This window comes from Shewanella sp. 1180_01, from assembly GCF_052850535.1.
This window is the reverse complement of the sequence record NZ_VXCT01000055.1, coordinates 1-24,376: the sequence shown is the minus strand read 5'-3', so window position 1 is coordinate 24,376 and position 24,376 is coordinate 1. Positions and strand designations below refer to the sequence as shown.

Here is a 24,376-nt window from a genome sequence, read left to right as displayed (position 1 = left end):
AGCATTAACGAGATAGCCATGGCTGATAAAACCTTAGAACTCGCCCTGCGGATCGTGGCAGAAGCCACGGGCAAGCAACACATTGCGGCTTTAGTCGATGAGCTTAAGCGCATCGGCACCGAGTCGGATGCGGCGAATCCTAAGACGCAGGCGCTCGCTGATGAACTCGATGGTGTGAGTGATGCCAGCAAAGCGGGTGCGAATCAAGTTGATGAACTCAAAAATAGCCTTGATCCGTTAAGCGACCAGCTAGATCAAGTGGCCCAAAGCGGCCGTAATACCAGCAACCAAACAGAGCAGCTCACTAATGACCTCAAGCCTTTAGCAACAGGGCTTGATGATGTTGGTGATAGCAGCCAATCGACCAGCCAAAAAGCCAATACCTTAGCCAATAAGCTCGATGAGTTAACCAATCAGCAAGAGCTTATCAACACCTTTAAGCGGTCACGTAATGAGCTTGAACAACAAGAGCTTGCTGTCACTGCTGCCGCCTTAGCACTGCAGGACTTAAAGCAACGTGCTAGCCAAACAGATGCGCCCTTTGTGCAACTGGCACGCTCTATTGATGTGGCAGAAAAAGAGCTGGAGCAAATGCAGCGCGAGTTAGCGCAGCAATCATCCAGCCACACTAAGCTGCAAAATGCCCTGTCGAAATCGGGCATTGATTACAACAACCTGACCACAGCGCAGCGCAAGTTAAGTGCCGAATTTGACGGTACTGGCCGCAATGTTGATAAGTTTGCTAATCAATTAGATAAGGGCAATAACAGCGCCCGCGACCATGCCAGTTCTTTGCGTGGTGTGATCGGCCAAGTGACTGCCTTAGCTGGTGCCTATTTAGGCTTTGACCGCGTGGCCCAAGCGGTGAAAGATATTTTTGCCACGGGCGATAAGTTTGAGCGCTTAGGTGTGCAATTTAATGCCTTGATGGGATCTATCGCAGGAGGAGAGCAAGCGACGGCATGGGTGAAGGACTTTGCTAAAAATACCCCGTTGCAGCTTGATGAAGTCAGTCAGGTTTTTGTAAAACTTAAAGCGTTTGGTCTTGATCCTATGAATGGCTCTATGCAGGCCATTGTAGATCAAGCCTTTAAGTTAGGTGGTTCATTCCAAGAAGTCGAAGGCATCTCACTTGCTTTAGGGCAAGCCTGGGCAAAGCAGAAATTGCAGGGAGAGGAAATCCTGCAATTGATTGAGCGCGGTGTACCCGTCTGGGAACTGCTTGAAAAGGCTACAGGTAAAAACACAGCTGAACTACAAAAACTTAGCGAACAAGGCAAGCTTGGCCGCGATGTCATTAAAGCCTTAATGGATGAAATGGCAAAGGGCGCGGCTGGTTCTGCCGCTGCCAACATGGCTTTGTTGTCCGGTTTGATATCTAACGCCAAAGATAATTTAAGCGCGTTCTATGCTGAGGTAGCTAATGCTGGTGCTATGGATTGGCTAAAGGGCCAATTAACAGTGCTTAACACTGAGTTCGCCACTATGGCCGCTGATGGCCGCTTAAAGAAATGGGCGACCGAAATCAGTAATGCCATTATTAGCATCGGTGAAGGCGTTAAGAGTACGGCTCAATTCCTGTATGAATATCGCGATACCATTGCAACAGTAGCAGGCGCTTGGGCAGCCTTTAAAGTTGGTAGTTATTTTATCGACATGGCCAAAGGGACTAAGGAGGCTATCGAGTGGTTAGTTAAATTCGAAGCTACTCAGAAAGCTGCATCTGCTGCGGGAGTCGTGCTGGATGGTGGCCTTAAAAATACCGCAAAACTGTTAGGTAAACTCGGTTTAGCAGGCGCTGCTGCGTGGGGTGTTACTGAAATATATGCTCTGGGCGAAGCGATTTGGGGGCTTATTAAGTCGGAGAATGCCCTGAGTGAAAGCCGTAAATTTGCCGCACAAACTGACAAAGAAAAAATCACTCAGCTTAAGGCGTTGAATGAAGCTACGGGCATGCAGTTCCGCAGCATGGCTGATGTGCTAAAAGCCGAAAAAGATGGGCTGATTATTTATGATTTGAAGGCCAAATCATACAAAGCATTCAGCGCAGAATTAGCGATTCAAAATGCGCAAGTGCTGGCCCAAGAGTCCGCCGCCAAAGCCAGTGCCAAAGCGACTAAAGAGCAAGCCGAAGCCGCCGCAGCGTTAAGCCGTGCCAACCAAGCTGCTGTTGAACCTATAAAGTTAACGATCGACCAAGCCATCAAACTGACTCAGCAGCTAACTGAACAAGCAACATCGTTAGATAATCTTAAAGGTGGTATGGGTGGTTTTATTCGCCATCTGGACTCCGCCATTGTTACTTTTCAAGCTGCAGGTAAAGAGTATGCGGGCCATGTAGAAGCACTTAAACTCCTTAAAGCTAAGTACGAAGAGCAACAAAAGTACCTTGATGCCACGGCTAAAGGTACAGAGGCACTAGAGCAAGCCTATAAGGACTTAGGGCTGACCAGTACCAAGTCATTACAGGATACTGCTGATAAATCTAAAGCAGCGTTTGAGCTTATCCGCGACAACAAAGAGCCTATTGATCAAGTCCGTGATGCTTTTATTAACTGGGCTAAGGCGGCGATTGTTGCGGCGGAAGCATCTGGCAAGACAGTCCCTGAAGGGCTAAAAGCGCAAGCCGCTGCCCTGCAGTTAAGCGACGAATATCAAAAGCTAACAGAGAGGTCGAAGCGTTATAGCGATGGACTGGAAGATGGCATCACCCCTGCCCACAAGAAATTAACCAAAGATATTGAAGAAACCACTGCAACATTAGCGAAGAATCGTGCCGCGATAAACAATAGTACCGATGCGAATAAAGGTAACAGTGCAGCGGTTGCAGATCTAAAAATAAATACCGAAAAACTTAAAGAGCAGCAGGAGAAGCTTAATGAAGTTAAGGCGCTTGAGATTGCTAACTATCAAGAGCTAAAAGGTAAATACGCGGCAGTCAATGAAGAGATGCGGATCTTAGACAAAAGCTATAAAGATGGAGCTTTGTCTGTTGAAGATTATCAGCGTCAGAAAGATCGCTTAGTTGAAGTCCTAAATATACTACGCGACCTTATGGGCGATGTTCCAGATGGCATGGACGACTTAACTGATAGCGAGAAAGACGCTGGCATTGAGGCGGGCAGAACGACAAAAACGTTAATGGAGCAACGCGAAGAACTGGAGGAATTAGAGAAGAGCACTGGCCGCGCCACTGAGTATGTCAACCTATTCGCAGGTGCCTATGCCCACTTAAACAAACAGTTCAATTTTAACGAGGATAGCACCGAAAAACTCAACGCCCGCGTCGATCAGCTGACTAACAGCATCATGAACAATATGCGGGTGAATACCGGCTTTTGGGGTGTGCTGGCGCAGCTCAGTAACCAAGCATTTATCCGCGAAAAGCAGATCATCAATGAAACCTTACTGACCCGTAAATGGACTGAAGAACTTGAAAGTTCCAGCATTAGCCTCGATCGCGTCAATCAAATTAGTCGCGAGGCAAAGTGGAATATACGCGAGTTAGGCGACGAAGAACTTAAACCACTGCAAGCGGCCATTGATGCTACCCGTGATCGTATTCTCGGCCTGCGTGACGATATCAACGCGACCTTGGGCAGTCTCAAAGATGAGATGGATCAGCTTAATAATAACCAAGCCGCTATCGAGAAGCGCCGCTATGAACAGCAACAGGCTGAGCTTAAGGCGCAGCTCGATGCTGCCCGCACGGCTCAGGATAAAGAGTCCATTGCCAGTGCCCAAGAAGCACTGCAACTGAGTCAGCAAATCTACGCCACTAAACTAAAACAAATCGAAGCAGAGGCGGTAGAACGTAACGCGCAGGCGATCGAGCGTGCATCAAGCAGTGCAAGCCCCGCGACAAATTCCACCCGCAGCAGTGCAAACCAAACCGCTTCGGCATCGGTGAGCAATCAGAGCACAGGTGGTAGCGTACAAATTTATCGATTAGAGCTGGCAATGCCGTCGGGCAATGTGGTGAAAGCCGATTTGCTTGATGAGTTTAAGCAGCTGTTTTTGCGCGAACTAGAACAGATTAAGGCCACCTCATGATCACCTTAGACACGCTTCAATTACCGCATTTTATTTGGCTTAACCGTTTTGGTTATACGCCCTTTGTGAGTAGCACTGAGTTTGCGCTCGATGGCTCGCAGCATGTTGAAGTCGCCGCCAAACAAGCGGGCCGCCCAGTGGTGTTATTCAGCGATGCAGAAACATTGGCGGTATTCAATGCCCTTGAGGCCCACGCGAATTCAAAGGGCGCGACCAGCTTTAACCTGGATATCAATGGTACAGCATTAACCGTGATGTGGGACTACAGCGAACAGCCCATTAGCGGCACGCCAGCGATCAATTACAGCGATACCGACCCCGACGAAATCGAGGCAATCACCTTGAAGTTAATCACCGTTTAAAGGCCATTTATCTATTGTGAGAGTGCTATGACTATTTCCCGTTTAGATTTAAAAGTATTTAAACCCGAGCAATTGGGCTCAAGCGATGATGCGGGTGGACAACGTACCAAGCTGGCGGTTGAGTCTGGCAAGCTTAACGAACTGTTTCGCGCCATTTCAGACATAGATCACGCGCAATCAGCGGTTGATATTGTGAAGTGTTATCCTGCACTCGATACCCCTGACACATCAATTTTGCTCGATGGTCATGTGTTCATGAGCCAAAAGCCAACCGATAATCTAGTCAGTTTATTGATCGCAGAGGCCGCCACATTAGACGATGCTGACCGCATGACCGATATGGTTGAGATTCTGGAATCATCCGTTCGTGCTGGCCAGTTGATCCGCAATCGCTTAATTGGCTTTTTGGAAGGGCAAGACTCCTTTCCTAAATCGTATCTGCAATCTAGTTATCTATTTAATGGGACTGAGTATTGGTCGAACGTCACATTACTGCAGGGGCAAACCGTTGTTATTTCTGTTGAGTACCCTGGCGCCGAAAACGCACTTTATCCACGGTTTGAGCATTTCTGCCAAATTCAAGAAACGGTCACTGGCGGCCCTACAGGCATAGTGAAGTTTAAACCTGCCATTCCGTTTATCACTCCTAATTACGATATAACAATCAACGGTGAGTCGGGCTGCACTAAGTTACGCTACACCAGTGATAACGATGGCATTAAATATCATGGCGTAACCAAACTTACTGCGGCCTCAACAACCAACACTTTGGCTGTTGAATCAACGCAAACTGAATTGCTACCAAAAGTAAAAACGGTTAATCCACTGACAGGTAAAAGTATTGTCGAGGGCGGCAGTAGCGATGTACCCAGTACCGTTATCAAAAATAACGTTTCTCAGCCTTATATTTATGGTCAGTACACTTTCATTTTTGATGTGCCAGATATTTTAGATAATGACTTTGTTAATGAGGTTCTGGGTTTTAAGCCGCGTATGACGGCCTCAAATTTTTCCTATTGGAATTTAAGCGTCACAGGCACAACTATCACAGCCAATACCACTTCTAGCTTACCAGGTGTCGATACGCTGACAATTGAATACATCTCCGCCGCAAAATATGGCTTGTATAGCAGCGCCGCCGCATTCCCTGATTTTAAAAAGATATCACTCGGTACCACTAAAATGGTGCTGACATTTTTAAATACTGCCCATGGTAGTGTCAGCATGACAGAAACATCTAGCGGCAACTTTGTCAGCGGTGGTGTGCGTTTGGCACAGCTTGATTACCATACTGGCGCAGTCACTAAGTTCCTTGATGCCCGTGGTGATTTCACTGTGCATTATGACTGTTTGATTGAGGAATCGACTTCCTCAGCCAATACCGTCAGCTTTGCGTTAGCCACCGACAGCCCAATTTATGACACCTTTTATGTCACCATTAGCAACGCTGCAGGTGACACCCTGCTATCAGGCTCAAGTGACAGCGCAGGCGTGATCACCGGCTTAGGAATTAGTGGCAATATCACGGATGCAAATGTGCAGCTCACCTTTAGTCAAGCCGTCGATTTAACCACGCTGCGCTATGACATAAGTGAGACTGTCACACTATCACCGCCACCCGAACTATACGGCCTTAATCCATTGCGGATTAAGAACGGCGGTGTGGTAAATGCATTCACCGCATGGAACACGATTTCTGTGCAACAGACTGAAATACAAGTGTTGAGCAGTCCAGCACCAGCCCAAACTTACAACGCTCGCGCCAATGCGCGCTTTGTTGATATTACTGATGCTGAGGGTAAATCACTTTGGACGCTGGCTAATACCCATTACACATGGGTTAAAGCGACAGGTGTTGTCACTATCAACAGCGATTTTACGGGCTTCACTGCGCCATTCATTCTCACCGATACCATTGGCGAAATTGCGCTAGTGATAGATGTACAAGCACAGGCATTAATACTTGCAAAGCCATTAAGCCAAACTTATCCAATCGGTGCCAATGTATCGAGTGTGCAAAATTTGGGAGACTTACAGGCCCGTATCGGCACGGTACGAGATATGACGGCATGGGCTAACAATTGGGACCTCGATGGCGCACCCGCCACTGGCAACATGAATACCGTTGATTTCCCCATCGAGGTCCGTAACGACACTGCAGTAAATGAGGACTGGGTGTTGATCTTCACCTCAGCAACCGCATTCCGCTGTGTTGGTCGTCGCCTAGGTCAAATTGCGACTGGCGACACGCTTAATGACTTTGCACCTGTTAACCCGCTAACCCTGCAGCCGTACTTCATTATTCGTTCTGGCGCATTTGGTGGCGGCTGGCAAGCAGGCGAGGCCATTCGTTTTATGAGTTATGCCGCGAGTAAACCCGTGATGCTATTGCGCACAGTGCAAAGCGGTCACAGTCAAATCACCACCGACCGCGCCGTGCTCGCGTTCCGTGGCAACGAATCTTAATAAGGATATAAATATGCCATCACCAGTTTCTATTTATCGTTGGGATGATGTGGGGGCCCCACAGTTAAGTGTAAATGGTAAGCCAACTGAGATTATAAACGTACTAAAAAAAGTGCTCGTCGAGGGTTATGGCACCAAAGACCCGTTAGGGTGGACAGTTGCCTTTGAGAATGTTGGGGCCCGCAAAATTGCATTTAGGAATGCTACCGATAATGGTGGTTCTGGTGGTTACTACCAAGTGTGGTCGAGCAACGGTTCAGATACTAACAATATGAAAATGTACCATAAAGTTGGTAAAGGAATGACTGCGCTTGATGGGTTTGTGCAACCGGGAAATCAACAAGCATTTTCCTGTCGAGCCGAAACATTAAATTGGATAATTGTAGGCTGTGACCGAGCTTTCTGGGTGATATTATCTAACAATGTAGTACCGACATGTGATATCAGCAGTTATGAGGAACCAGCATGGTTTGTTGGTGATTTAGAAACCACATTACCAAACGATACCGGTCAGTTTGTAATGATTCAAAACTTGCAGATTGCTCACACCAACAATACATCGGAACCCAACTGGACAACGTATTTCAGTTACAACCTTAGTTTAACTGAGATTGCAAGTGCTCAACCTTTCAAAATGTATGACGCAAATGGCAACCTTAAATTTCCAACTACACCATATAAATTGGCATGTTTGATTAATTCGCCCATACCGTTCACAACAGGTACACCTGTTGTATCTAAACAGTTTCATCAAGTTGGTATTGTTAACCCAGCAGATGAGACCGATTTTTATGGTAAAAAACTCACAATCAGTGAAACTCGCAATTTGTTCCGTGGCTTTGTAACAGGTCTGTATCGTTCAAACGTTAGTGCTTATAGCGATCAACTATACCCGTTCTTACTCACTATATCTGGTGTTGAATTTTTGCTGATCAGAGGCTACGGCAGTAGTATAAATTGGATCAAGGTAGGCAATTGGTATGAGTGATAAAATATATGGTGTCAATCATGTATCTGTGGAACCGCTCTATGTTGCATTATTGCAGATTGATACAGACCCGCTGTCTGAATATTGTGCCGTCTTAGACCGTAATAATTTTGATTTACTAGGCGGTTCTACTCGTCCATCAACAGGTATTTGCAAATTCATATTACCTGTTGATTACGCATCCTCTGATGAATTAGTTGTGGGAATATTTGATGTCGATAGAGTTTACAATGCAAAGTTTGCAGATGGTGTGCGTTGTGAGCTAGTTGACTTGAATGATGTCAACATGAATCAATAGGAATGGCTATGGAATTGCGTTTTAACAAACCGTGGCCGAACGCAGTTTCACCCATTGAACTACGTTTCATTGATGAGTCAGTATTTGCGGGTGTCACCCTAAGATTTGATGAGTTGTGGCTTAATGCTGCATCCCCTTTGATATTGCGGTTTGAGGGTGATATAGACCCGCCTATACCCGTTGATAATACGATTGGTATTGAATGCGGTATTGTTTGGCTTAAACCGACTGAATTACAAAATGAAATTGCAATCACTGAGGCGGCTAACGATGTTAGTTTTTATACTGACCTACATTGGTTAGATAATCATTCTAATGAAATATTTGTAGATGCGGCGTGGGTATATGCCAATTCAATTGGTATTACAAAATCAATATCTTGGCGGGTTTATGAGTCAGTTCGTTCCGACACTAGCGTTAATTGGTCGCTGCCAATTGATCACCAAATCACATTAAGCGTTAACTGGGTTGTGCCCGATGAGCATCAAATACAATCCTCAATTAACTGGCTGGATATTGCCGCGCACCAGTTGCACACTGCAGTCGCATGGATAAACGGTCAGGACCAAGAAAGCCCGTTGATTATTCAGTACCGTGGCATTGTCGTCGATGATGAAAAGTCGATTAAATGGGGTTTTCACGAACCACGCTGGGTTTGCTCTACCAAGTACCGCCCTCCCGTTGGCAAGGTCACGCTTCGATTCAATGAGCCATTATCTACACAACCAAACCTAATTGTTTTACGGTTCACGGCCTCACCGAACTATTGCTACTGGGACGATGGCGGCGGCCTCATTGATGCTAACCCACCGTTACCTACCATTGATTTTAAGATCCCCATCGAACCGCAAATCAGAAGGAGTTACCTCATGCAGCCTCAAATCAGTTGTGTTCGTGTGAGTGACGGCGTAGCTGTGGTGCTCAAATCAGTATCCATTTCCCAGTCCCGTTCGCAATGGGCCAGTAGCGGAAGCTTAGCGTTTTCATCCCGCATTGATGCTGAGCGTGCCGCAAATGAATTACTGAAAATAAGCATTAACGGCTATGACTTTTACCTGCTTTGTGAGTCTCCTAGCGAATCTAAAGCCTTCGGCAAAACCAGTTATAGCGCGACAGGTCGAGGCCGCTTAGCCACACTCGCCAGCCCGAACCGAAAGGCCATCAACTATGTGAACGTGGTAGCCCGCAGCTTTATTGGTTTGATGGCTGATATTGTGGCCAATACTGGGTGGACTGTCGCCAGCCAAATTACCGATTATTCTGTGCCCGCAAACGCCTTTAGCTATGCCGCTAAAACACCCGCCGAAGCGATTAACATGATGGCCAACAGCATTGGGGCCATGCTCGATGTGAACGATGAAACTCAGACTATAACGGTGATCCCGCAGTGGCCAGTCGTGCCTTGGAATACCGCAAGCGCTATTCCCGATGTGATTTTGCACGATGGAGTGATCCTCGAATTTAACGAGCGTCTCGATATTCGTCCCGATGCTAATGCGGTGTTTGTACGTGGTGAACAACAAGGCGTGGCGGCGAAAGTGAAACGTTTCGGGACCGCTGGAGACAACTTTGCTGCTGATATAGTGGATAAGTTAATCACTGATAATCAAGCCGCGAGAATGCGTGCAACGGCCGAGTTAGCCAACGCAGGTAATAAGGTGCAAAACAGTATTCGCGCTAAGGTCATGGCGGATTTGCCACCCATGCGCCCAGGCATGTTAATTGGAGTTCGCAAAGGTGCCGAGGTGTTTAAGTCAGTGTGTGAAAGCTTCAGCATAAGCGGCAGCGTTAATGAGTCAACGGGGATGGTTACTGTGAATCAGACCGTGACGCTGTTGCGAAATGAGGTGGCAGCATGAGCAACATCTATCAACGCTTAGCGAACTTAAACCCTAGGCCCCAGCGAAGTGTTGCCACTGTGATTAACGTGACGAATGGCACCACGACAGTACAGCACGCCGATGGCAGTTATCAGACCGTTTTGGGTGACTCAGTCACCAGTGGGAAAGTGTATATCGTTGATGGTCAGATCCAAGGCCAAGCCGCCGACCTGACGTATGTTGAATTAGAGATATAAAAAAGCCCCTCATCGAGGGGCTTAGTTGTTAACTGTTATAATGAGACTTCAATAGCTGAACATCTACTAAGATCCCATTTAGGTGTTCATACCAAGCTAAATGGCTAGATTTACCTAACTCAACACGTTTCCCCTCTAAGCAGTCTATGAGCAAATTCACTTTGTTTTCTAAGCTTTGAAACGAATCTGCGGTAGCAGTGTGCATAAAATCTCCTTCTTATAAGTATGCTAGTTTTTACAAACAATAAAACAGATTCAAAATCACGCAAATTTATGCCCGCCTGAGCCAGTAAATTGTTTGAGAAAATTAAACCACAGAAATGCACACAGCTTTTCTTTCGAACTACGAGTTGAAAAACCGTGCGGGATAGTGAAATTGTGGTATGGGATGGGGATGTATAAAGGGTGTTTAAACGAGGTTTACATGACCACTGACAAGCATTTAAACATAGTAGGCAAATGCCTACTGAAATCGGTAAACTAGTGTGATCAAGTTTGGCGCGATGTGTGATCATAATTCGCGCCGCGCTACACGCGCCGTTATGAGCAGCTTATCAGTAACGCCAAGCTACTAGAGTTGCACACAGGCACTGTCATGTATGGCGTATCTCAGTTGTTTGCTTTCCTACTAACAGACAACAACAAAGTTAAAAATGGTTATTGTTACCCAGAAGAACCTGAACTCGCCGCCGAGTCTACTTATGCTGGAAAGCTTTCTAGCGATCATTCTTATGGCTATGATAAGACACTTAAAGAGACTAAGAAGTTTTTTGAACGTGCGTTAAAAGGTTGGGGATCTACACTTGAACCCGTTGCTAAGGCGTTATCTGGAATTAGGCAGCTATTTACCGAGCAGGTCTGTAGTTATCGATTGGAGTCTAAACGTCGATTCTACAAGAAGTTCAAGAAGCTTACTGACATGTGCTCTGTTAAGTCTGGGCTAAGAGATATTAAGTTACTTAAGCCATGTTATTTGCAGGAGTTGTCTGATACTGAGCTTAAACGGCTTATTAATGACAAATCGCTCAACCCTCTATCTGATATCTGTGACCAATTGTTCCTGAGAACCAATGGAAAATATCTATATTTATCCTTCGATACCAAGCTGCTTGATAGCGCAATCAAACGTCGCCTTAGTCTGTTGCTAGGTGCTATTCGCGAGCCTGAGAAAGGGCTAGATGAGTACCCATCAGTTAACGACCAAGCTCTTGCATCCACTGTCCGCAAGATCATTAAGCCTATGATTAAAGCTAGCCGTAATGAAGGCGATCCTGTTAACAAAATAGTTCGCTCCAAAAAGCGAGCTATTTACATAGAAGGTTGTCCGGGCTCTGGTAAAACCCGACTGATCGTTAAGCGAGTTCGTTACCTGTTGTCACAAGGCGTAGAGGCGAGTCAAATCAGTGTGCTTGCCTTTACTAATGAGGCTGCGGCTGAATTTAAACGGCGGCTGAAGGAAAAAGGGCTCTACGATACTAGGATGTTTGTTGGCACTTTTAGTGGTTGGTGTAATCAGCTACTTGATGCAACTCAAAAGCTTGATGTTCTTAATAGGGATGCTGCGCTAGATGAATTGCAATCGGTCATTGATAAAGACTGTAAGATGGCCAAAGCCTTTGCGTTGGATGATATTGCTCGTCGCTGCTTTGATGTATTTAGCTATATGGCGAACTACGACACCCCAATTCTGAATAACTGTATTAAGAAGGTGGCACCAGATTTAGTTTGCTATCAAAATGATATTTTGGCGCTTCATAAGGCTTACATAGTACATAAAAAGGGTAAGTTCCGCGACTTCAATGACATGCTGTCAATGCTAAGGACACGTATTGCAGAAGAGGAATTTTGTAGCAGCATTTTAAAGAAAACCAAGCACCTGATTATTGATGAAATCCAAGATACTAACATTGTCCAATGGAACATCATTAAAGGGTTATATCGCAAAGGGATCAACTTCTTCTGTGTGGGTGATCCTGCTCAGTCAATGTATGGTTTCCGTGGCGCTAAAAGCGGATACCTCGATAAATTTTCAGGACTATTTGCTAATAGCAAATGCTTTAAGTTGACTGATAACCATCGTTCAACGGAGCCGTTGGTTGAGTTGGCTAACGTTATTCGGGAAAAGATCAACCGTAACTACAGTATTTCGTTTCCAGTTAAGGATTCAGAGACTGCTTGCAGACCTAGGATTAAAAGTTGTGATTATCTTAAAGAGGCCGTTAGTTGGCTTATTAATGACCTTCAGGAAAGTCATACCACTACAAGCCATTTGATCCTGTGCCGCTACAAGAATCAGTGCAAGCGCGTAGAGGAGGCACTAGATGAAGCTAGAATTTTGCATGGAAAGAAAAAGGCGATTCAAGTGTATACATACCATAAGGGGAAAGGGCTGGAAGCTGAGCATTGCTATGTGCTTGATCCGCAGTTCAGCAAAAGCAAGTTATCTAGCTATAAGGAAGAGCTATGCAATGCCTATGTCGCTCTGACTCGCGCGAAGGAATCGCTTACCATTCTGGCCTGTAACAGTGGTTCGTCAGTCTACGGACTAGATAATAAACAGGGAAAGCGAGCAGGTAAGAGCATATTTCTTGACCTACCGGAAGAACTGCTAGAATTCGTAGACTAACAAAATACAGAGAAAGAATGTCATGGGAAGGCAATACAGACGCTGAACTCACTCTAGCCAGATAATATCGGACTAGGTTGATATTGGCGGATGATTGCCTTACATGGGAGATCCTTGTGCTGTAGCTAACCTACCTGTGCATTCAATTATTGTTAAGGATATATCAACAGGGGTTCCACTCAATACCTGTCCTACTTGAACTCAGATAAAACTATACTATTGTCATATTAATAAAGGTATTTCAATTCTCTGGCTAAGGATGGCTAATTCATGATTTTCCGACCTATACGGGTTCTAGTCACTTCAATCCTGTTAACCTTGTTCGGTTTTATAGCCATGTTTGTATACACGTTAATGCAGCCACAGTGTATTGATGACTTAGCAGAGATAAGCGAGATTGCATCCCTCCGAGCTGAACAAGGCTATACCGACCCAATGAACATTAACGTGACCTTTGATAAAGAGAAGAACCAATGGTGTTACATTGAGGTCGCTGAATAATTCTTGCTAGCTGCTATTCTACGACTATAATCACTGTATGTAATCACAGTGGTTTATTGCTATGCGTGTTATCCCTATTCCTGCCCGTGCAGGTATTACTGGTTTTGAGTCACCTGCTGCTGAATACACTCAACTAGGTCTAAGTTTGGATGAGTTATTGATTAACCATCCAAGCTCGACTTTTCTCGCCTTTGCAGAAGGGGATTCGATGCAAGGTAAAGGTATATTTGATGGAGATATACTCATTATTGACCGCCATGAAACAGCGCGTAATGGCGATGTGATTGTTGCCAGTTTAAATAGGGAGTTTATTTGCAAAATCATTGATATACCCCGCCGTTTACTGCTTTCCTCCAATCCACAACACCAGCCTGTCATCATTCACGAATACGATGAATTTAGTATTGAAGGGGTTATTACTCGTTCTATCCGTTGCCACCGTAAAAGTCCCTTATTGAGTGAAAAGTAGATGTTTGCGCTAGTCGATGCCAACAGCTTCTACTGTAGCGCGGAACAGGTGTTCCGGCCTGATTGGCGTGGTAAGCCTGTTGTTGTACTCAGTAATAACGATGGGATGATTGTTGCTGCCAATAGACAGGCCAAAGAAGCGGGTATTCAGAAGTTTGTGCCTTACTTTCAAGTCAAATCACTCTGTGCAGAGCGTGGTGTTATTACCTGTTCGTCTAACTATGAACTGTATGCTGATTTGTCTAGCAAGATGATGGACATCATTGGCCGCTTTGCACCTGAGCAGCATGTCTACAGTATCGATGAAACCTTCCTGTCCTTTAAGAACTGCTTTCCTGCGATAAAGTGCCTGCATACCCAAGGGCAATTGATAAGGCGAGCTGTATGGAAAGAAGCCCGTTTACCTGTTTGTGTGGGGATTGCGGAAACCCTGACGCTGGCGAAACTAGCTAACCATGCTGCTAAGAAGATAGAGGGCTATAAAGGTGTCTGTGTTATCGACAATGACCAAGACCGAATCGCTATTTTAAAACAGCTTGCAGTGGGTGATGTTTGGGGGATTGGACGCAGGCTTAGTACGAAGCTCGAACTGATGAATATCCGTACTGCGTTTGACCTCGCTAACATGCCAGCAGGATTAGCCCGTAAACAGTTCAGCATTGAAGTCGAGCGCACAGTACGCGAGCTTAACGGCCAAGTATGCAAGGTGTGGGATGAAGCGAGGGCTGATAAGAAGCAGATTTTCTCGACAAGAAGCATGGGTGAGCGAATCACAGATTTTGAGTCATTACTGCAAGCATTGAGTAAGCATGTTGGTATTGCGGCAGCTAAAGCGCGTAAGCAAGGCTCAGTCTGCAAGACTATGCTGTTATTTGCCACTAACTCTGTTCTGGTCTAATTCCATCGGACACTTAATTTTGAGACAGTATGGTCAATAAATTAAGAGGTCTATATGAGTCTAAAAAAATCACATAAGAGTTATCCTCAAGCATATAAAGATGAAGCCGTCTTGATGGTGCTAGAGCAAGGTTATAGTGTTGCTGATGCAGCAAAGTCTCTTGGGGTTAGCACTAGTCTGCTTTACAACTGGAAGGAAAAACACCAAGCCCTACAACAAGGTATCGCCTTAGAAGAATCGGAACGTGATGAGTTAAAAAGATTGCGTAGAGAAAACAAAGAATTACGCATGGAGAAAGAAATTTTAAAAAAGGCAAGTGCCTTCTTTGCGAGAGAAATGAAGTAAAATTTCGCTTCATCAAACAGCAATCAAACCTGTTCCCTATAGCGCTGTTATGTCGAGTAATGAGTGTCAGTAAGTCAGGCTATTACGATTGGCATAAACGCCCTACAAATGTGATAAGCCTTGAAACATTGAAGCTTTATCGCCTTGTTCGACAGCTATTTAAGCAAAGTCGAGGCAGCTTAGGGAATCGTGAAATGGTGAAGAAATTGCGCAAGGAAGGCTACCAGGTTGGTCGCTATCTCGTTCGTAAAATTATGCACCGCCTTCGACTCAAAGCTACCCAGCGACGAGCTTACAAGGTGACGACACAGCGAAAACACTCTGATGCAGTGGCTGATAATCTGTTAAACATGAACTTTAACCCAGTATCCGCAAATCAGGTTTGGGCAGGTGACGTGACCTATTTAAAGACAGGTGAAGGCTGGATGTACTTGGCAGTGGTAATGGATTTATATTCACGCCGGATTGTTGGATGGCACATAGACAAGCGTATGACCACGGATTTGATATCTAAGGCATTAATGAAAGCCTACAACCTGCGTCAACCGGCCAGAGGGCTGGTATTTCACAGTGACCGAGGCTCACAGTATACCAGCAAGCAATTCGGTAAGCTGCTATCGAGCTATGGTATCCGAGCCAGTATGGGGGATGTGGGTGCGTGTTGGGATAATGCCGTCGTTGAACGTTTCTTTGGTAGTTTGAAACACGATTGGATTTTTAAAGTTGCTCAACCAACAAGGGAGTTTATGAAGCAAGATGTGACTGCTTACATGAAATATTACAACTTGGAGCGACTTCATTCTGCTAATGGTGATCTGTCACCTGTAGAATTTGAAAATTCTCAACTAAAAGTGTCCAATTTGGGTTGACCAGTACACTCTCCCCATGATGAGCGCCCTGTAAACTATAAAACAGTGGTGCACTTTCCTTGTCCAACTAACTGTACGGTCGAGCTGACTAAGGCCATATGTGAAGCCGCACCTAAGCTATTTCGTGAAGGTGTACGCTATTACAAGATAGGCGTAGGTTTGATTGACTTAACGAGCGAGAAACATAGCCAATTAGACTTGTTCAATCCTCCCACCGCAAAGCCAGCACTAATGCTTACACTCGATCACATTAACCAACGCTATGGTAGTGATACCCTGTTTATCGCTGCTCAAGGCATAGAGCATAAATGGGCAATGCGGAGGGATTTGTTGACGCCCCAATACACGACTAAGTGGCGAAGTGTACCGCGCATCAAATGCTAACGAGGTTATTCCCAAGATGGGTATAGTGGTCGTATCAAAAGTACATCTGATTGAAAGTTTGTAAATCAATATTAGTTTTCAAGTGGTGTTTATCAGCAACCATGAATAGCGCTTACTGTATCTATTTGATTTTAAATTGGTTACTATTGTTGTGTTCTCGATGAAAGCAAGATAAATCTATTCATTTGGTGCACCATTAGGTTAATATCTTATCCAAGAAATCTCATAAGTAGACTCCTTAAATGAACGAGTACATGAACTGATGCTAAACCCACATTCTTTAAGTAAAAAAAGAGAGTTGGGTGCTTATTACACACCACCTGAATTAAGCCAAGTTTTAACAGACTGGGCTATTATGCATTCCGATGAAGAAATTTTAGAACCAAGTTTTGGTGGTTGTGGTTTTTTTGACAGCAGCATCAAAACGTTAAGACGCCTTGGTTGCAATTCACCGGAAAAGCAATTGCATGGAGTAGATATCGACAAACACGCATTTAGCATTCTAAGTGAAAAGTTTGGACACATGATAGATACGTCTAAACGATTCATTCAGAAGGACTTTATTGCTGTTCAATCAAGTGACTTTTTAGTTAGCCAGTTTGATGTAGTACTGGGTAACCCGCCATACGTCTCTATGCATAATATGACAAAGAAACAGAGAGATACATGTGAATTGGTTTTACGTGATTCTCCCTTCTCTGGTCCTACTATAGGGAGCAACGCAAGTCTATGGGCTTTTTTCCTTCTCCACTCTTTAAGCTTTATTAAACAGGGTGGTCGAGTTGCTTGGGTTCTGCCAAGTAGCCTATTACATGCTGACTACGCCAAAAAATTATTGGAAATTCATTGCCGTCATTTTCAAAATACAAAGGTTCTAAAGCTTGCAGAGCGATTTTTTAAAGAAGAAGGTGCAAAAGAGACGTCTGTTATTTTAATCGCTGAAGGTTTTAGTGCAGAACCAATAGAAGATACTCTTTTTTCAGTCGCTTCGGTAGACAACGTCGTTGAGCTCAAGCTTGCAATAGAAAGTGAATTACAAGCAACAGAATTCGGTGTAAATGGTTATAAATTAGACTTAATAAGTAAAGAGGCGAAAGAGGCATACTTTGAATTAACAGACTCTGAGGCTGCTAAACCACTGGGTCATTTCGCCGATATTAAGATTGGCATGGTAACTGGTGCAAATAAGTATTTTATTCTTGACAAGAAAACAGTTGAGAAGTTTGGCTTACCTGAAAATGTACTACAACCTGCGATAGGAAAGTTCTCTTTGTTTTCAGGGATCACTCATGATATGAGGAAGCATAAGAAGCTTCAGCGTGACGGGTATAGGGCTTATCTAGTGTGCCCTACTGAAGATCATATGCAGGACCCAGATAATACAGTATCAAGCTATTTAAACCAAATAACACTGCAAGAAAGAGAGGCGAATAAAACGTTTGCTAAGCGCCCTCATTGGTTTGCTCCTGGATACGGTATCGATGGCATTGTTGCAGATTGTTTTTTATCTTACATGATCCATCTAGGACCTAGAATGGTTGTTAATCTGGCTAAACTGAATTGCACAAACTCTATTCATAAAGTACTTTTTCGAGAAAAAACTTCATCAAGAGTTAAACAAGCTTTTGCAACAACTTTACTATCTACATATTCACAGTTTTCTGCGGAGATAGAAGGTAGAGCATATAGTTCTGGCGTGCTAAAAATTGAACCAACAGCAGGTAAAAACATAAAAGTTCTTTTTAAACCTGATTGTGTTGAAGATTTAGTATCACTAAAACCTGAAATTGAAAGGGAACTTCAAAAAGGAAACACAAATAGAGTCGCTAGCTTAGTAGATGCTATTCTCATCAAACATGGGCTGATAACAATAGAACAATGTCAGCATCTAGCTTCTGCAGTTGGTACTCTTCGCCGTGAACGTTATAAAGGAGTTAGGGAATTCAATGAGTAATGAAGAAGAGTTAAAAAAAGAATTACTTCAGTTAATATCAGAATCAGCCAGTGAAACAGAGGGTGTTTCACTGAAAGATAAAATTGATTATGGCAGATTATTAGAGCTTTCGTCTGCGATCTCAAAATATGATAAAGAAAATGTTCGCTTTTCTGTAGATGCAAAAATAGTGGAAAGGTTAGGTGAACAATTAGTAGCTAAAAAAACTACAGCGTTAAGTGAATTAATAAAAAATGCATATGATGCTGATGCAAGGACAGTTTCAGTTGAATTTATAGATACAGTATATCCAGATGGAATGATAAGAATAACTGATAACGGACTAGGGATGGATTTTGATGAGTTAGTTAATGGGTTTATGACAATCAGTACTTCTGACAAGATTCAAAATCCCACATCAAAGAGATATTTAAGGACGCGAGCGGGTAAAAAAGGAATTGGTCGTTTTTCAGCTCAAAAAATTGGTAAGAAATTAAAACTGATTACTAAAAAAGAAGATGCGGATCGGTATCTTTGTTTGAGTGTTGATTGGAATGCTTTTGAATCAGGTGCTTACTTAAACTCTATCTCCAATAGGGTCTCATACGAATCCGACTATTCTTTTTCTGAGGGAACGGTATTAGAAATTTCTGATGTAAGAGAGGCTTGGTCTGATAGTAATATAAAAACTACCTATAATTATATTTCTAGCATACTTAATATATCAAATAAGAACAATAGTAACTCTGGATTTAGCGTTGAATTTAAATACTTTGATTCTGAAAATAATCATCAAGTTTTATTTGAGATAAATGAAGATACCGAATTCCATGACAATGCAGACTTAAAGGCTATTGCTAAAATGGATAGCAGTGGGAAGCTAGTAATTCAAATTGAAGGTTATTCAGATGAGCGGTTTACTGAAACGATTGAATCAATTGATGGATTTAGCGAACTTTTAATAAAAAGTGATTATGTCTTTGAGCTTTTATATTATTCAAGAGAAAAAGGTTCATCCGATACTAGACAGTTGCGTCAGTATTTACAGAACAATGGTGGCATCAAGTTATTTAGAAACGGATTTAATGTTGCGCCATATGGAACTCGTAGCAACGATTGGTTAGGTTTGGATGATTCATATCAGAAACGTGTAATTCTTCCTCCCCATTCAAACACGAACTTTATTGGTAAAGTTTCCGTTACAGATCCGATTGGTACATTATTTGAGGAAACTTCTTCTAGGGAAGGTCTAATAGAAAATGATGCTTTTTCGGTACTGACTGATACTACATATAAAGTAGCAATAAAAATAGCATCTCATGTTGCATCAATCAGAAATAAAAAGGTAACTTCATCTCAACCAGGTTTTAAAAGTGATCGTCAAAAAAGAGAAGACAAGCTTAAAGAACAAATAGAAGACATGAAGAGGAAATTAGAAGCTAAAAGAGTAACTGAAGAGTCCGTAAGTTCTACTTCTGACTACTCCACTTCAGATACTTCTAATGATGAGTCTTCTGGCTCTGGATATTATGGTTTTAATGCCGTAGATTTCATTGATGACCTTGAGAAAGTCAAGGAAACTTTAGACGAATATATTGACGAGCAGTTAATGTATAGGGTTTTGTCTTCAACAGGTCTAGCTATATCTGAATTTACACATGAAATACAAATGTGCCTAACAAATTTGAATCTAAATAGCCAAGTATTAAAGACTATGTCTGGTTTAGATCCACAAGTGAGTAAAATCAGCGATCAACTTGAAGAAAATTTGAGCATGTTGAATGCATACACTGATTTTTTTGATAGTTCGATGAGAAGTAATTCGAATCGAGAAAAAAATTATTATGATATTAGAACCTTAGTTAAGAAGTTTGTTGCAGCAATGGAGCCAACAACTAAACGTAGAGGCTATGAGTTTAAAACCCATTTTGATTCTTGGGGTATCTGGACGAAAAAAGTTCATATTTCAGAAATCATGTCGATATTTATAAATTTGTTTACAAACGCATGTAAAGCTATTGATAGATTTGGTGAAAAAAATGGAAAGTTATTAATTAGTATATCAAAAGGTGCAAATCATATGACGATTCGCTTTGAGGATAACGGTGATGGTATTCCTGCTAATAAATGGGCAGAAGTTTTCACACCTCTTTATACTACTTCTATGCCAGCCAAAGCATTTCAGTCAGAGGATAACTATAAAAGGGGTATGGGATTAGGGTTATCTATTACTGAAGAGATTATTACTGAAATGAAAGGTGAAATTGCAGTATCGGAGCCTTCAGAAGGATATAGTACGTGTTTAAAAATTACTTTACCAATAGCCGACGAGTCAGAGTTGCCAGAAGATGCCTATTAATTACCTTTATATAGATGACGAAAAAAAAGAGACTCTACAACTGCTAATAGAAAGCATGGAAATCGAGTCAGGAAATGAGATAAAAATACAACATACGCAAGTTATGGAATCCATGAAAGCGTTGGTTAGTTATATTCAAGCTAATAAAGGGAAATATCAGGGATTGATTATTGACCAAGACTTAAAAGCTGCAAGTGATGAAGGGCACAAAGCTGACTATTTTGGAACGGCTTTAGCACAACAATTACGAACAGAAATGGCAATTCCTAACCTTGATTCTATCCCAATAATTTTGCTTTCGAATGAAGAAGTAATTGTTGAGTCATTTTTGCCTGATGACTCATCTAAAAACTTATTTGATTTTGTGATTAAAAAAATGGAGATTGCAGTACCTGAAATAAAGTCAAGAGTTTCAAAAATGCTTATTGCATTAGTTGAAGCTTACAATTTGGCTAGAGAGTTTCGTAAGCCACTAGGGATCGATTTAGATAAAGATGAAATACAGAGGTTATTAGGCTGTAACCCAGATATTTTTAAATTTGTTGATTCTAGATTTGTTGATTTTTTATCTTCAAAACCAAGTGATCCCCATGCGCTTGTAGGGGCTGTATACTCAACATTAATTCAGTCTGCAGGAATGCTTGTAACAGAGAATATGCTCAAAACAAAACTAGGTATTAGTGATGATTCTGAGGGGTGGCAAGTTCTTAAGAACGAGTTTAAACCCTATATGTACTCAGGGCCGTTTAAAAGTTTAAAAGAACGTTGGTGGTTTGCAGGTATTGAAAATTGGTGGTTTAGTTTTCACGAAGAAAATGTATTGCAGTCTTTAACCTGTGAAGAGCGAGTTTCGATTTTATCTCGACACTTTAACATTTCGAATTTAAATGCCATTAGAACTAGATACCCTAATGGGGATCAAAGTATGTATCTTTGGGTTAATTGCGTAGCATCTGGATTGCCATTAGATCCATACGATGCCTTAAGAGTAAGAGATCCTGATGCAAAAATTTGGGAGCAACCTAAGTATCTTGATTTACTTGCATTTCTAAATGGTGAAAGTAGTAAGTATGTAATACATGCTGATGATAAGAAAAAGGTAAAGCACTTACTGGAGAGGCTCAAACCTGATGTTAACGACTGAGCAATTATCGGACGATTTGATGCAATTAGGGGAATTATTGCAATCAAAAAAGGTCATAAAATCAGCTACTCCTATCATTGATGCCTGTAGTGCATTAAAAAGAAATGGTGGCAAACGCTGTTACATTAAAGGGTTAGAGCTTGAATCTGTGGAGGGCGATTATATTCGTGGTAGAGAGTGGGATTCTGTTCTCGATGTTATTATCACGATTGATATATTAGTTAAAGATAAGTTCTGTTTCTATGATGTTGATAAGATAATTATTAATTTGGAGTATGAGACCTTACATGTAAATGATAGCCGATTATGTAAAGGAGCATGGCATTTTGATTATCATGTAGATATGGATGGTACAGGAAAAGAAGAGGAATATAGATATATTCATCCTCATTATCACGTTCATCACGGTGGTCACAAAGTAAAAGAGCTTGATTCCTATGGTGATATGGTTATTTTAAAGAGTCCTAGGCTGATGCATCATCCGTTAGACGCTTTTTTGGCTATAGATCTTATTTTGTCTAATTTTTTGAAAGTTGGAGAGTGGAATAAATTAAGAGCGAGTACCCAATATAGAATGGCTGTGAAGAAGTCCCAGTTGAGTTGGTGGAAGCCATATTATGAACAACTAGGTAGCTATTGGCTTACTCTCGACAACTCTGATGGAAGGAACGCTCAAAGTAACTTATTAGCAACGAGGGCACTTAATCCACATTTATTATAATTGCATGAAAACTTGCGAGTTCATTAATTTAGCTCTTTTACTCAGGGACGGTAGACATCTGTCCCAGTTATTTTATTAAGGAAACTTTATTGAGGATTACTTGATGATTGTAGTGGTACAGTAGCTTAAGCATCTAATTAGAAGTGTATGAGTCTACTCATAGCAATTTAGGAATCCTACGGACTCAGAGTTTTTAAGTGACACTTTGTTCTAAGCTCAGTCAGAATTATGTCTTAGCTGACTATGAGTGAAACATTAAAGACTGATATATATGTGACTATTTATGCACATTCTGTTACATAAACTGAGTTTGAGACAAGTTTGTCATGATAATGTGCAAAGCACATAGATTAAGCGCTATAACTCACGAAAACTGCACTTTAACAGTTATTAAAGTGCAGTTTTTTACAAATCAGAAATGTGATGTCTAATTAGCATCACTTCTATCAAGCTGGTCAATTTTACTTAGCCACTAAAGTTTGGAAAACGAGCATGCGTTTTTTTCTTGATAGTGTATTTTGTAGGAATCTGATAAATTATAGTTAATACAGGTAGTTAAGGGGGCGTATTTTACTGCTCTAATGAGGCAAACACATATGCGCACTAATAAGACGTTATAACTGAGGACTAAAAATGAAAAAGATCGTATTTTTAATATTATTATCCATATTTTCAACTGGATTGTTTGCTGAATGTGCTGGCCACCAATGTTCAAATGTGAAGATTACGCGAATGTACATTAGCCCTAGTGGTGATACTATTATTAGTACCTCTGGAGATGAATCTAAACTTTCTTGCGATGCAGGTACTAGTGGATACCTCTCTATGGCTGTAGAGCAAAAAAATTATAATGCTACTTATTCTCTAATTCTAATGGCCCATTCAACTGGGCACCCTATAGCTATAAGAACGACTGAGAGTGGTTCTTGTAAAATTCAATATGTTGTTTCAGATAAATAGTTATAACAAATTGTGGGATACTATTTATGTTCCCATTAGTTGTAAATGCAGGACTGGATTATCAAGTGGAAAAATTATCAATCTTACTGCAGATGCTAGTGGAATACTGATGATAATGGGTAGTGGTGTATCCGATAATGATAAAGACACCACTTATAGGTGAGTATTAATTAAACAGGAGTATGCAGCAATAATATCAGTTGTTTTAGCATCATGGACGACAGATAATAATATTTTGGTAGTGTACACATCTGGTAGGGAAAATGGTGTCGGATTCTGTTTATTTAATAAATTTGGTCCTGAAGGCTAAATATGGTGATGAATCGTCGAGTATTAAATTAACCTTATGTTAATAGTTCCGATTTCAAGCAAACAACTCACTGCTATGTTCTACCAAACTAATGTAGTATCACCACAGGTGCAGTAACTACTTCTGCAATATGTGATTATTACCCAGTATTAGCAATACTTAATATATTTCTATAAGTTACTCAAGTATCGTTCCACTCTACTTGAGTATTTTTAAGTTGCTTCTTTGTGAATTCACTACTGGGCTTCATCATAGTATAATAGGTTTAATGGAAAGTAATTTACCATCACGTTATCAGGGCGGGATCATACTTTGTTAACTAACAGAAACTTTTAGGCTTAAACAGGAGCAGAGCAAGCATGTTATGCTAACGACCTATTCCAAATGTCACTGTTTGAACACTTGAAACTCATCGAAGACCCTCGCACTCACATCAACCTAAACCATGATTTAGCTGATATTATCGTTCTTGTTTTAGCGGCAATCACTTCAGGTGTGATGGCTGGCAAGCTATCGAAGAATTCGGCAAAGAAAACCTATCTTGGCTACGTAAACATTCAGATTTTGATAACGGGATCCCTACTCGGCATTCCATTGCTCGGATCATTAAAGTC

The 24,376-nt window shown here is 42.1% G+C and carries 17 protein-coding genes and 3 pseudogenes; 19 read left to right on the top strand and 1 reads right to left on the bottom strand.

Features of this window, described 5'->3' with window-relative positions:
* The first annotated feature begins 18 nt into the window (after positions 1-18).
* The 7 genes from FW758_RS20290 to FW758_RS20260 are packed head-to-tail and all read left to right on the top strand — an operon-like array spanning position 19 to position 10,244.
* Positions 19-4,053, top strand: coding sequence for a tape measure protein (locus tag FW758_RS20290; RefSeq protein ID WP_446446336.1), 4,035 nt, complete (start codon positions 19-21; stop codon positions 4,051-4,053).
* On the top strand, positions 4,050-4,415 hold the full coding sequence (locus FW758_RS20285) for a hypothetical protein (RefSeq protein ID WP_446446335.1): 366 nt from the start codon (positions 4,050-4,052) through the stop codon (positions 4,413-4,415). The genes FW758_RS20290 and FW758_RS20285 overlap by 4 nt, the downstream gene beginning before the upstream one ends.
* A gap of 27 nt (positions 4,416-4,442) precedes the next feature.
* Entirely contained in the window at positions 4,443-6,881 is a 2,439-nt protein-coding gene (locus FW758_RS20280) for a hypothetical protein (RefSeq protein ID WP_446446334.1), read from the top strand.
* A 13-nt stretch (positions 6,882-6,894) separates the two neighbouring features.
* The gene (locus tag FW758_RS20275) at positions 6,895-7,869 is read left to right on the top strand and encodes a hypothetical protein (protein WP_446446333.1); all 975 of its coding nucleotides are present in this window, start codon (positions 6,895-6,897) and stop codon (positions 7,867-7,869) included.
* Positions 7,862-8,167, top strand: coding sequence for a hypothetical protein (locus FW758_RS20270; protein ID WP_432319797.1), 306 nt, complete (start codon positions 7,862-7,864; stop codon positions 8,165-8,167). The genes FW758_RS20275 and FW758_RS20270 overlap by 8 nt, the downstream gene beginning before the upstream one ends.
* Positions 8,168-8,175: 8 nt before the next feature.
* Positions 8,176-10,026 (top strand): hypothetical protein, encoded by a 1,851-nt coding sequence (locus FW758_RS20265; protein ID WP_446446332.1) that lies wholly within the window; start codon positions 8,176-8,178, stop codon positions 10,024-10,026.
* The gene (locus FW758_RS20260; RefSeq protein WP_311899090.1) at positions 10,023-10,244 is read left to right on the top strand and encodes a hypothetical protein; all 222 of its coding nucleotides are present in this window, start codon (positions 10,023-10,025) and stop codon (positions 10,242-10,244) included. The genes FW758_RS20265 and FW758_RS20260 overlap by 4 nt, the downstream gene beginning before the upstream one ends.
* A gap of 28 nt (positions 10,245-10,272) precedes the next feature.
* On the opposite strand, the gene FW758_RS20255 is transcribed toward FW758_RS20260, so the two are convergent.
* Positions 10,273-10,449: a hypothetical protein gene (locus tag FW758_RS20255; RefSeq protein ID WP_173247728.1), complete on the bottom strand. Its 177-nt coding sequence runs from the start codon at positions 10,447-10,449 to the stop codon at positions 10,273-10,275.
* Positions 10,450-10,839: 390 nt separating this feature from the next.
* On the opposite strand from FW758_RS20255, the gene FW758_RS20250 reads away from it, so the two are divergent.
* The 12 genes and pseudogenes from FW758_RS20250 to FW758_RS20195 all read left to right on the top strand — a co-directional run.
* Positions 10,840-12,870: a UvrD-helicase domain-containing protein gene (locus tag FW758_RS20250; RefSeq protein ID WP_446446331.1), complete on the top strand. Its 2,031-nt coding sequence runs from the start codon at positions 10,840-10,842 to the stop codon at positions 12,868-12,870.
* Positions 12,871-13,140: 270 nt separating this feature from the next.
* Positions 13,141-13,371 carry a hypothetical protein gene (locus tag FW758_RS20245; RefSeq protein WP_261272424.1) on the top strand — a complete coding sequence of 77 codons (231 nt, stop codon included), beginning with the start codon at positions 13,141-13,143 and terminating at the stop codon, positions 13,369-13,371.
* Positions 13,372-13,432: 61 nt separating this feature from the next.
* Positions 13,433-13,840: a LexA family protein gene (locus FW758_RS20240; RefSeq protein WP_446446330.1), complete on the top strand. Its 408-nt coding sequence runs from the start codon at positions 13,433-13,435 to the stop codon at positions 13,838-13,840.
* Positions 13,841-14,725: pseudogene (locus tag FW758_RS20235) on the top strand (Y-family DNA polymerase); the annotation flags it as partial.
* Between the two features lie 66 nt (positions 14,726-14,791).
* Positions 14,792-15,951 (top strand): IS3-like element ISSde6 family transposase gene (locus tag FW758_RS20230; RefSeq protein ID WP_446446329.1). Its coding sequence is split into 2 segments (ribosomal slippage): positions 14,792-15,041 and positions 15,041-15,951, totalling 1,161 coding nucleotides; the frame shifts between segments, so codons are not numbered across the junction.
* 6 nt (positions 15,952-15,957) lie between these two features.
* Positions 15,958-16,335, top strand: a pseudogene (locus tag FW758_RS20225) (DUF4113 domain-containing protein); the annotation flags it as partial.
* 259 nt (positions 16,336-16,594) lie between these two features.
* Positions 16,595-18,289, top strand: coding sequence for an N-6 DNA methylase (locus FW758_RS20220; protein ID WP_446446343.1), 1,695 nt, complete (start codon positions 16,595-16,597; stop codon positions 18,287-18,289).
* Positions 18,282-20,627 carry a sensor histidine kinase gene (locus tag FW758_RS20215; protein ID WP_446446328.1) on the top strand — a complete coding sequence of 782 codons (2,346 nt, stop codon included), beginning with the start codon at positions 18,282-18,284 and terminating at the stop codon, positions 20,625-20,627. The genes FW758_RS20220 and FW758_RS20215 overlap by 8 nt, the downstream gene beginning before the upstream one ends.
* A complete protein-coding gene (locus tag FW758_RS20210; RefSeq protein ID WP_446446327.1) occupies positions 20,617-21,771 on the top strand; it encodes a protein-PII uridylyltransferase in 1,155 nt (384 codons plus the stop codon). The genes FW758_RS20215 and FW758_RS20210 overlap by 11 nt, the downstream gene beginning before the upstream one ends.
* Complete coding sequence (locus FW758_RS20205) at positions 21,758-22,492, top strand: hypothetical protein (protein ID WP_446446326.1); 735 nt, start codon at positions 21,758-21,760, stop codon at positions 22,490-22,492. The genes FW758_RS20210 and FW758_RS20205 overlap by 14 nt, the downstream gene beginning before the upstream one ends.
* Before the next feature lie 633 nt (positions 22,493-23,125).
* Complete coding sequence (locus FW758_RS20200) at positions 23,126-23,452, top strand: hypothetical protein (RefSeq protein WP_446446325.1); 327 nt, start codon at positions 23,126-23,128, stop codon at positions 23,450-23,452.
* Between the two features lie 694 nt (positions 23,453-24,146).
* A pseudogene (locus FW758_RS20195) lies at positions 24,147-24,376 on the top strand (transposase family protein); the annotation flags it as partial.

Coding starts and splice junctions, on each gene's coding strand:
- FW758_RS20205 (WP_446446326.1), top strand. CDS start 21,758: ATGTTAACGACTGAGCAATTATCGGACGATTTGATGCAATTAGGGGAA.
- FW758_RS20270 (WP_432319797.1), top strand. CDS start 7,862: ATGAGTGATAAAATATATGGTGTCAATCATGTATCTGTGGAACCGCTC.
- FW758_RS20200 (WP_446446325.1), top strand. CDS start 23,126: ATGAAAAAGATCGTATTTTTAATATTATTATCCATATTTTCAACTGGA.
- FW758_RS20285 (WP_446446335.1), top strand. CDS start 4,050: ATGATCACCTTAGACACGCTTCAATTACCGCATTTTATTTGGCTTAAC.
- FW758_RS20210 (WP_446446327.1), top strand. CDS start 20,617: ATGCCTATTAATTACCTTTATATAGATGACGAAAAAAAAGAGACTCTA.
- FW758_RS20260 (WP_311899090.1), top strand. CDS start 10,023: ATGAGCAACATCTATCAACGCTTAGCGAACTTAAACCCTAGGCCCCAG.
- FW758_RS20275 (WP_446446333.1), top strand. CDS start 6,895: ATGCCATCACCAGTTTCTATTTATCGTTGGGATGATGTGGGGGCCCCA.
- FW758_RS20265 (WP_446446332.1), top strand. CDS start 8,176: ATGGAATTGCGTTTTAACAAACCGTGGCCGAACGCAGTTTCACCCATT.
- FW758_RS20240 (WP_446446330.1), top strand. CDS start 13,433: ATGCGTGTTATCCCTATTCCTGCCCGTGCAGGTATTACTGGTTTTGAG.
- FW758_RS20280 (WP_446446334.1), top strand. CDS start 4,443: ATGACTATTTCCCGTTTAGATTTAAAAGTATTTAAACCCGAGCAATTG.
- FW758_RS20290 (WP_446446336.1), top strand. CDS start 19: ATGGCTGATAAAACCTTAGAACTCGCCCTGCGGATCGTGGCAGAAGCC.
- FW758_RS20215 (WP_446446328.1), top strand. CDS start 18,282: ATGAGTAATGAAGAAGAGTTAAAAAAAGAATTACTTCAGTTAATATCA.
- FW758_RS20250 (WP_446446331.1), top strand. CDS start 10,840: ATGTATGGCGTATCTCAGTTGTTTGCTTTCCTACTAACAGACAACAAC.
- FW758_RS20245 (WP_261272424.1), top strand. CDS start 13,141: ATGATTTTCCGACCTATACGGGTTCTAGTCACTTCAATCCTGTTAACC.
- FW758_RS20255 (WP_173247728.1), bottom strand. CDS start 10,449: ATGCACACTGCTACCGCAGATTCGTTTCAAAGCTTAGAAAACAAAGTG.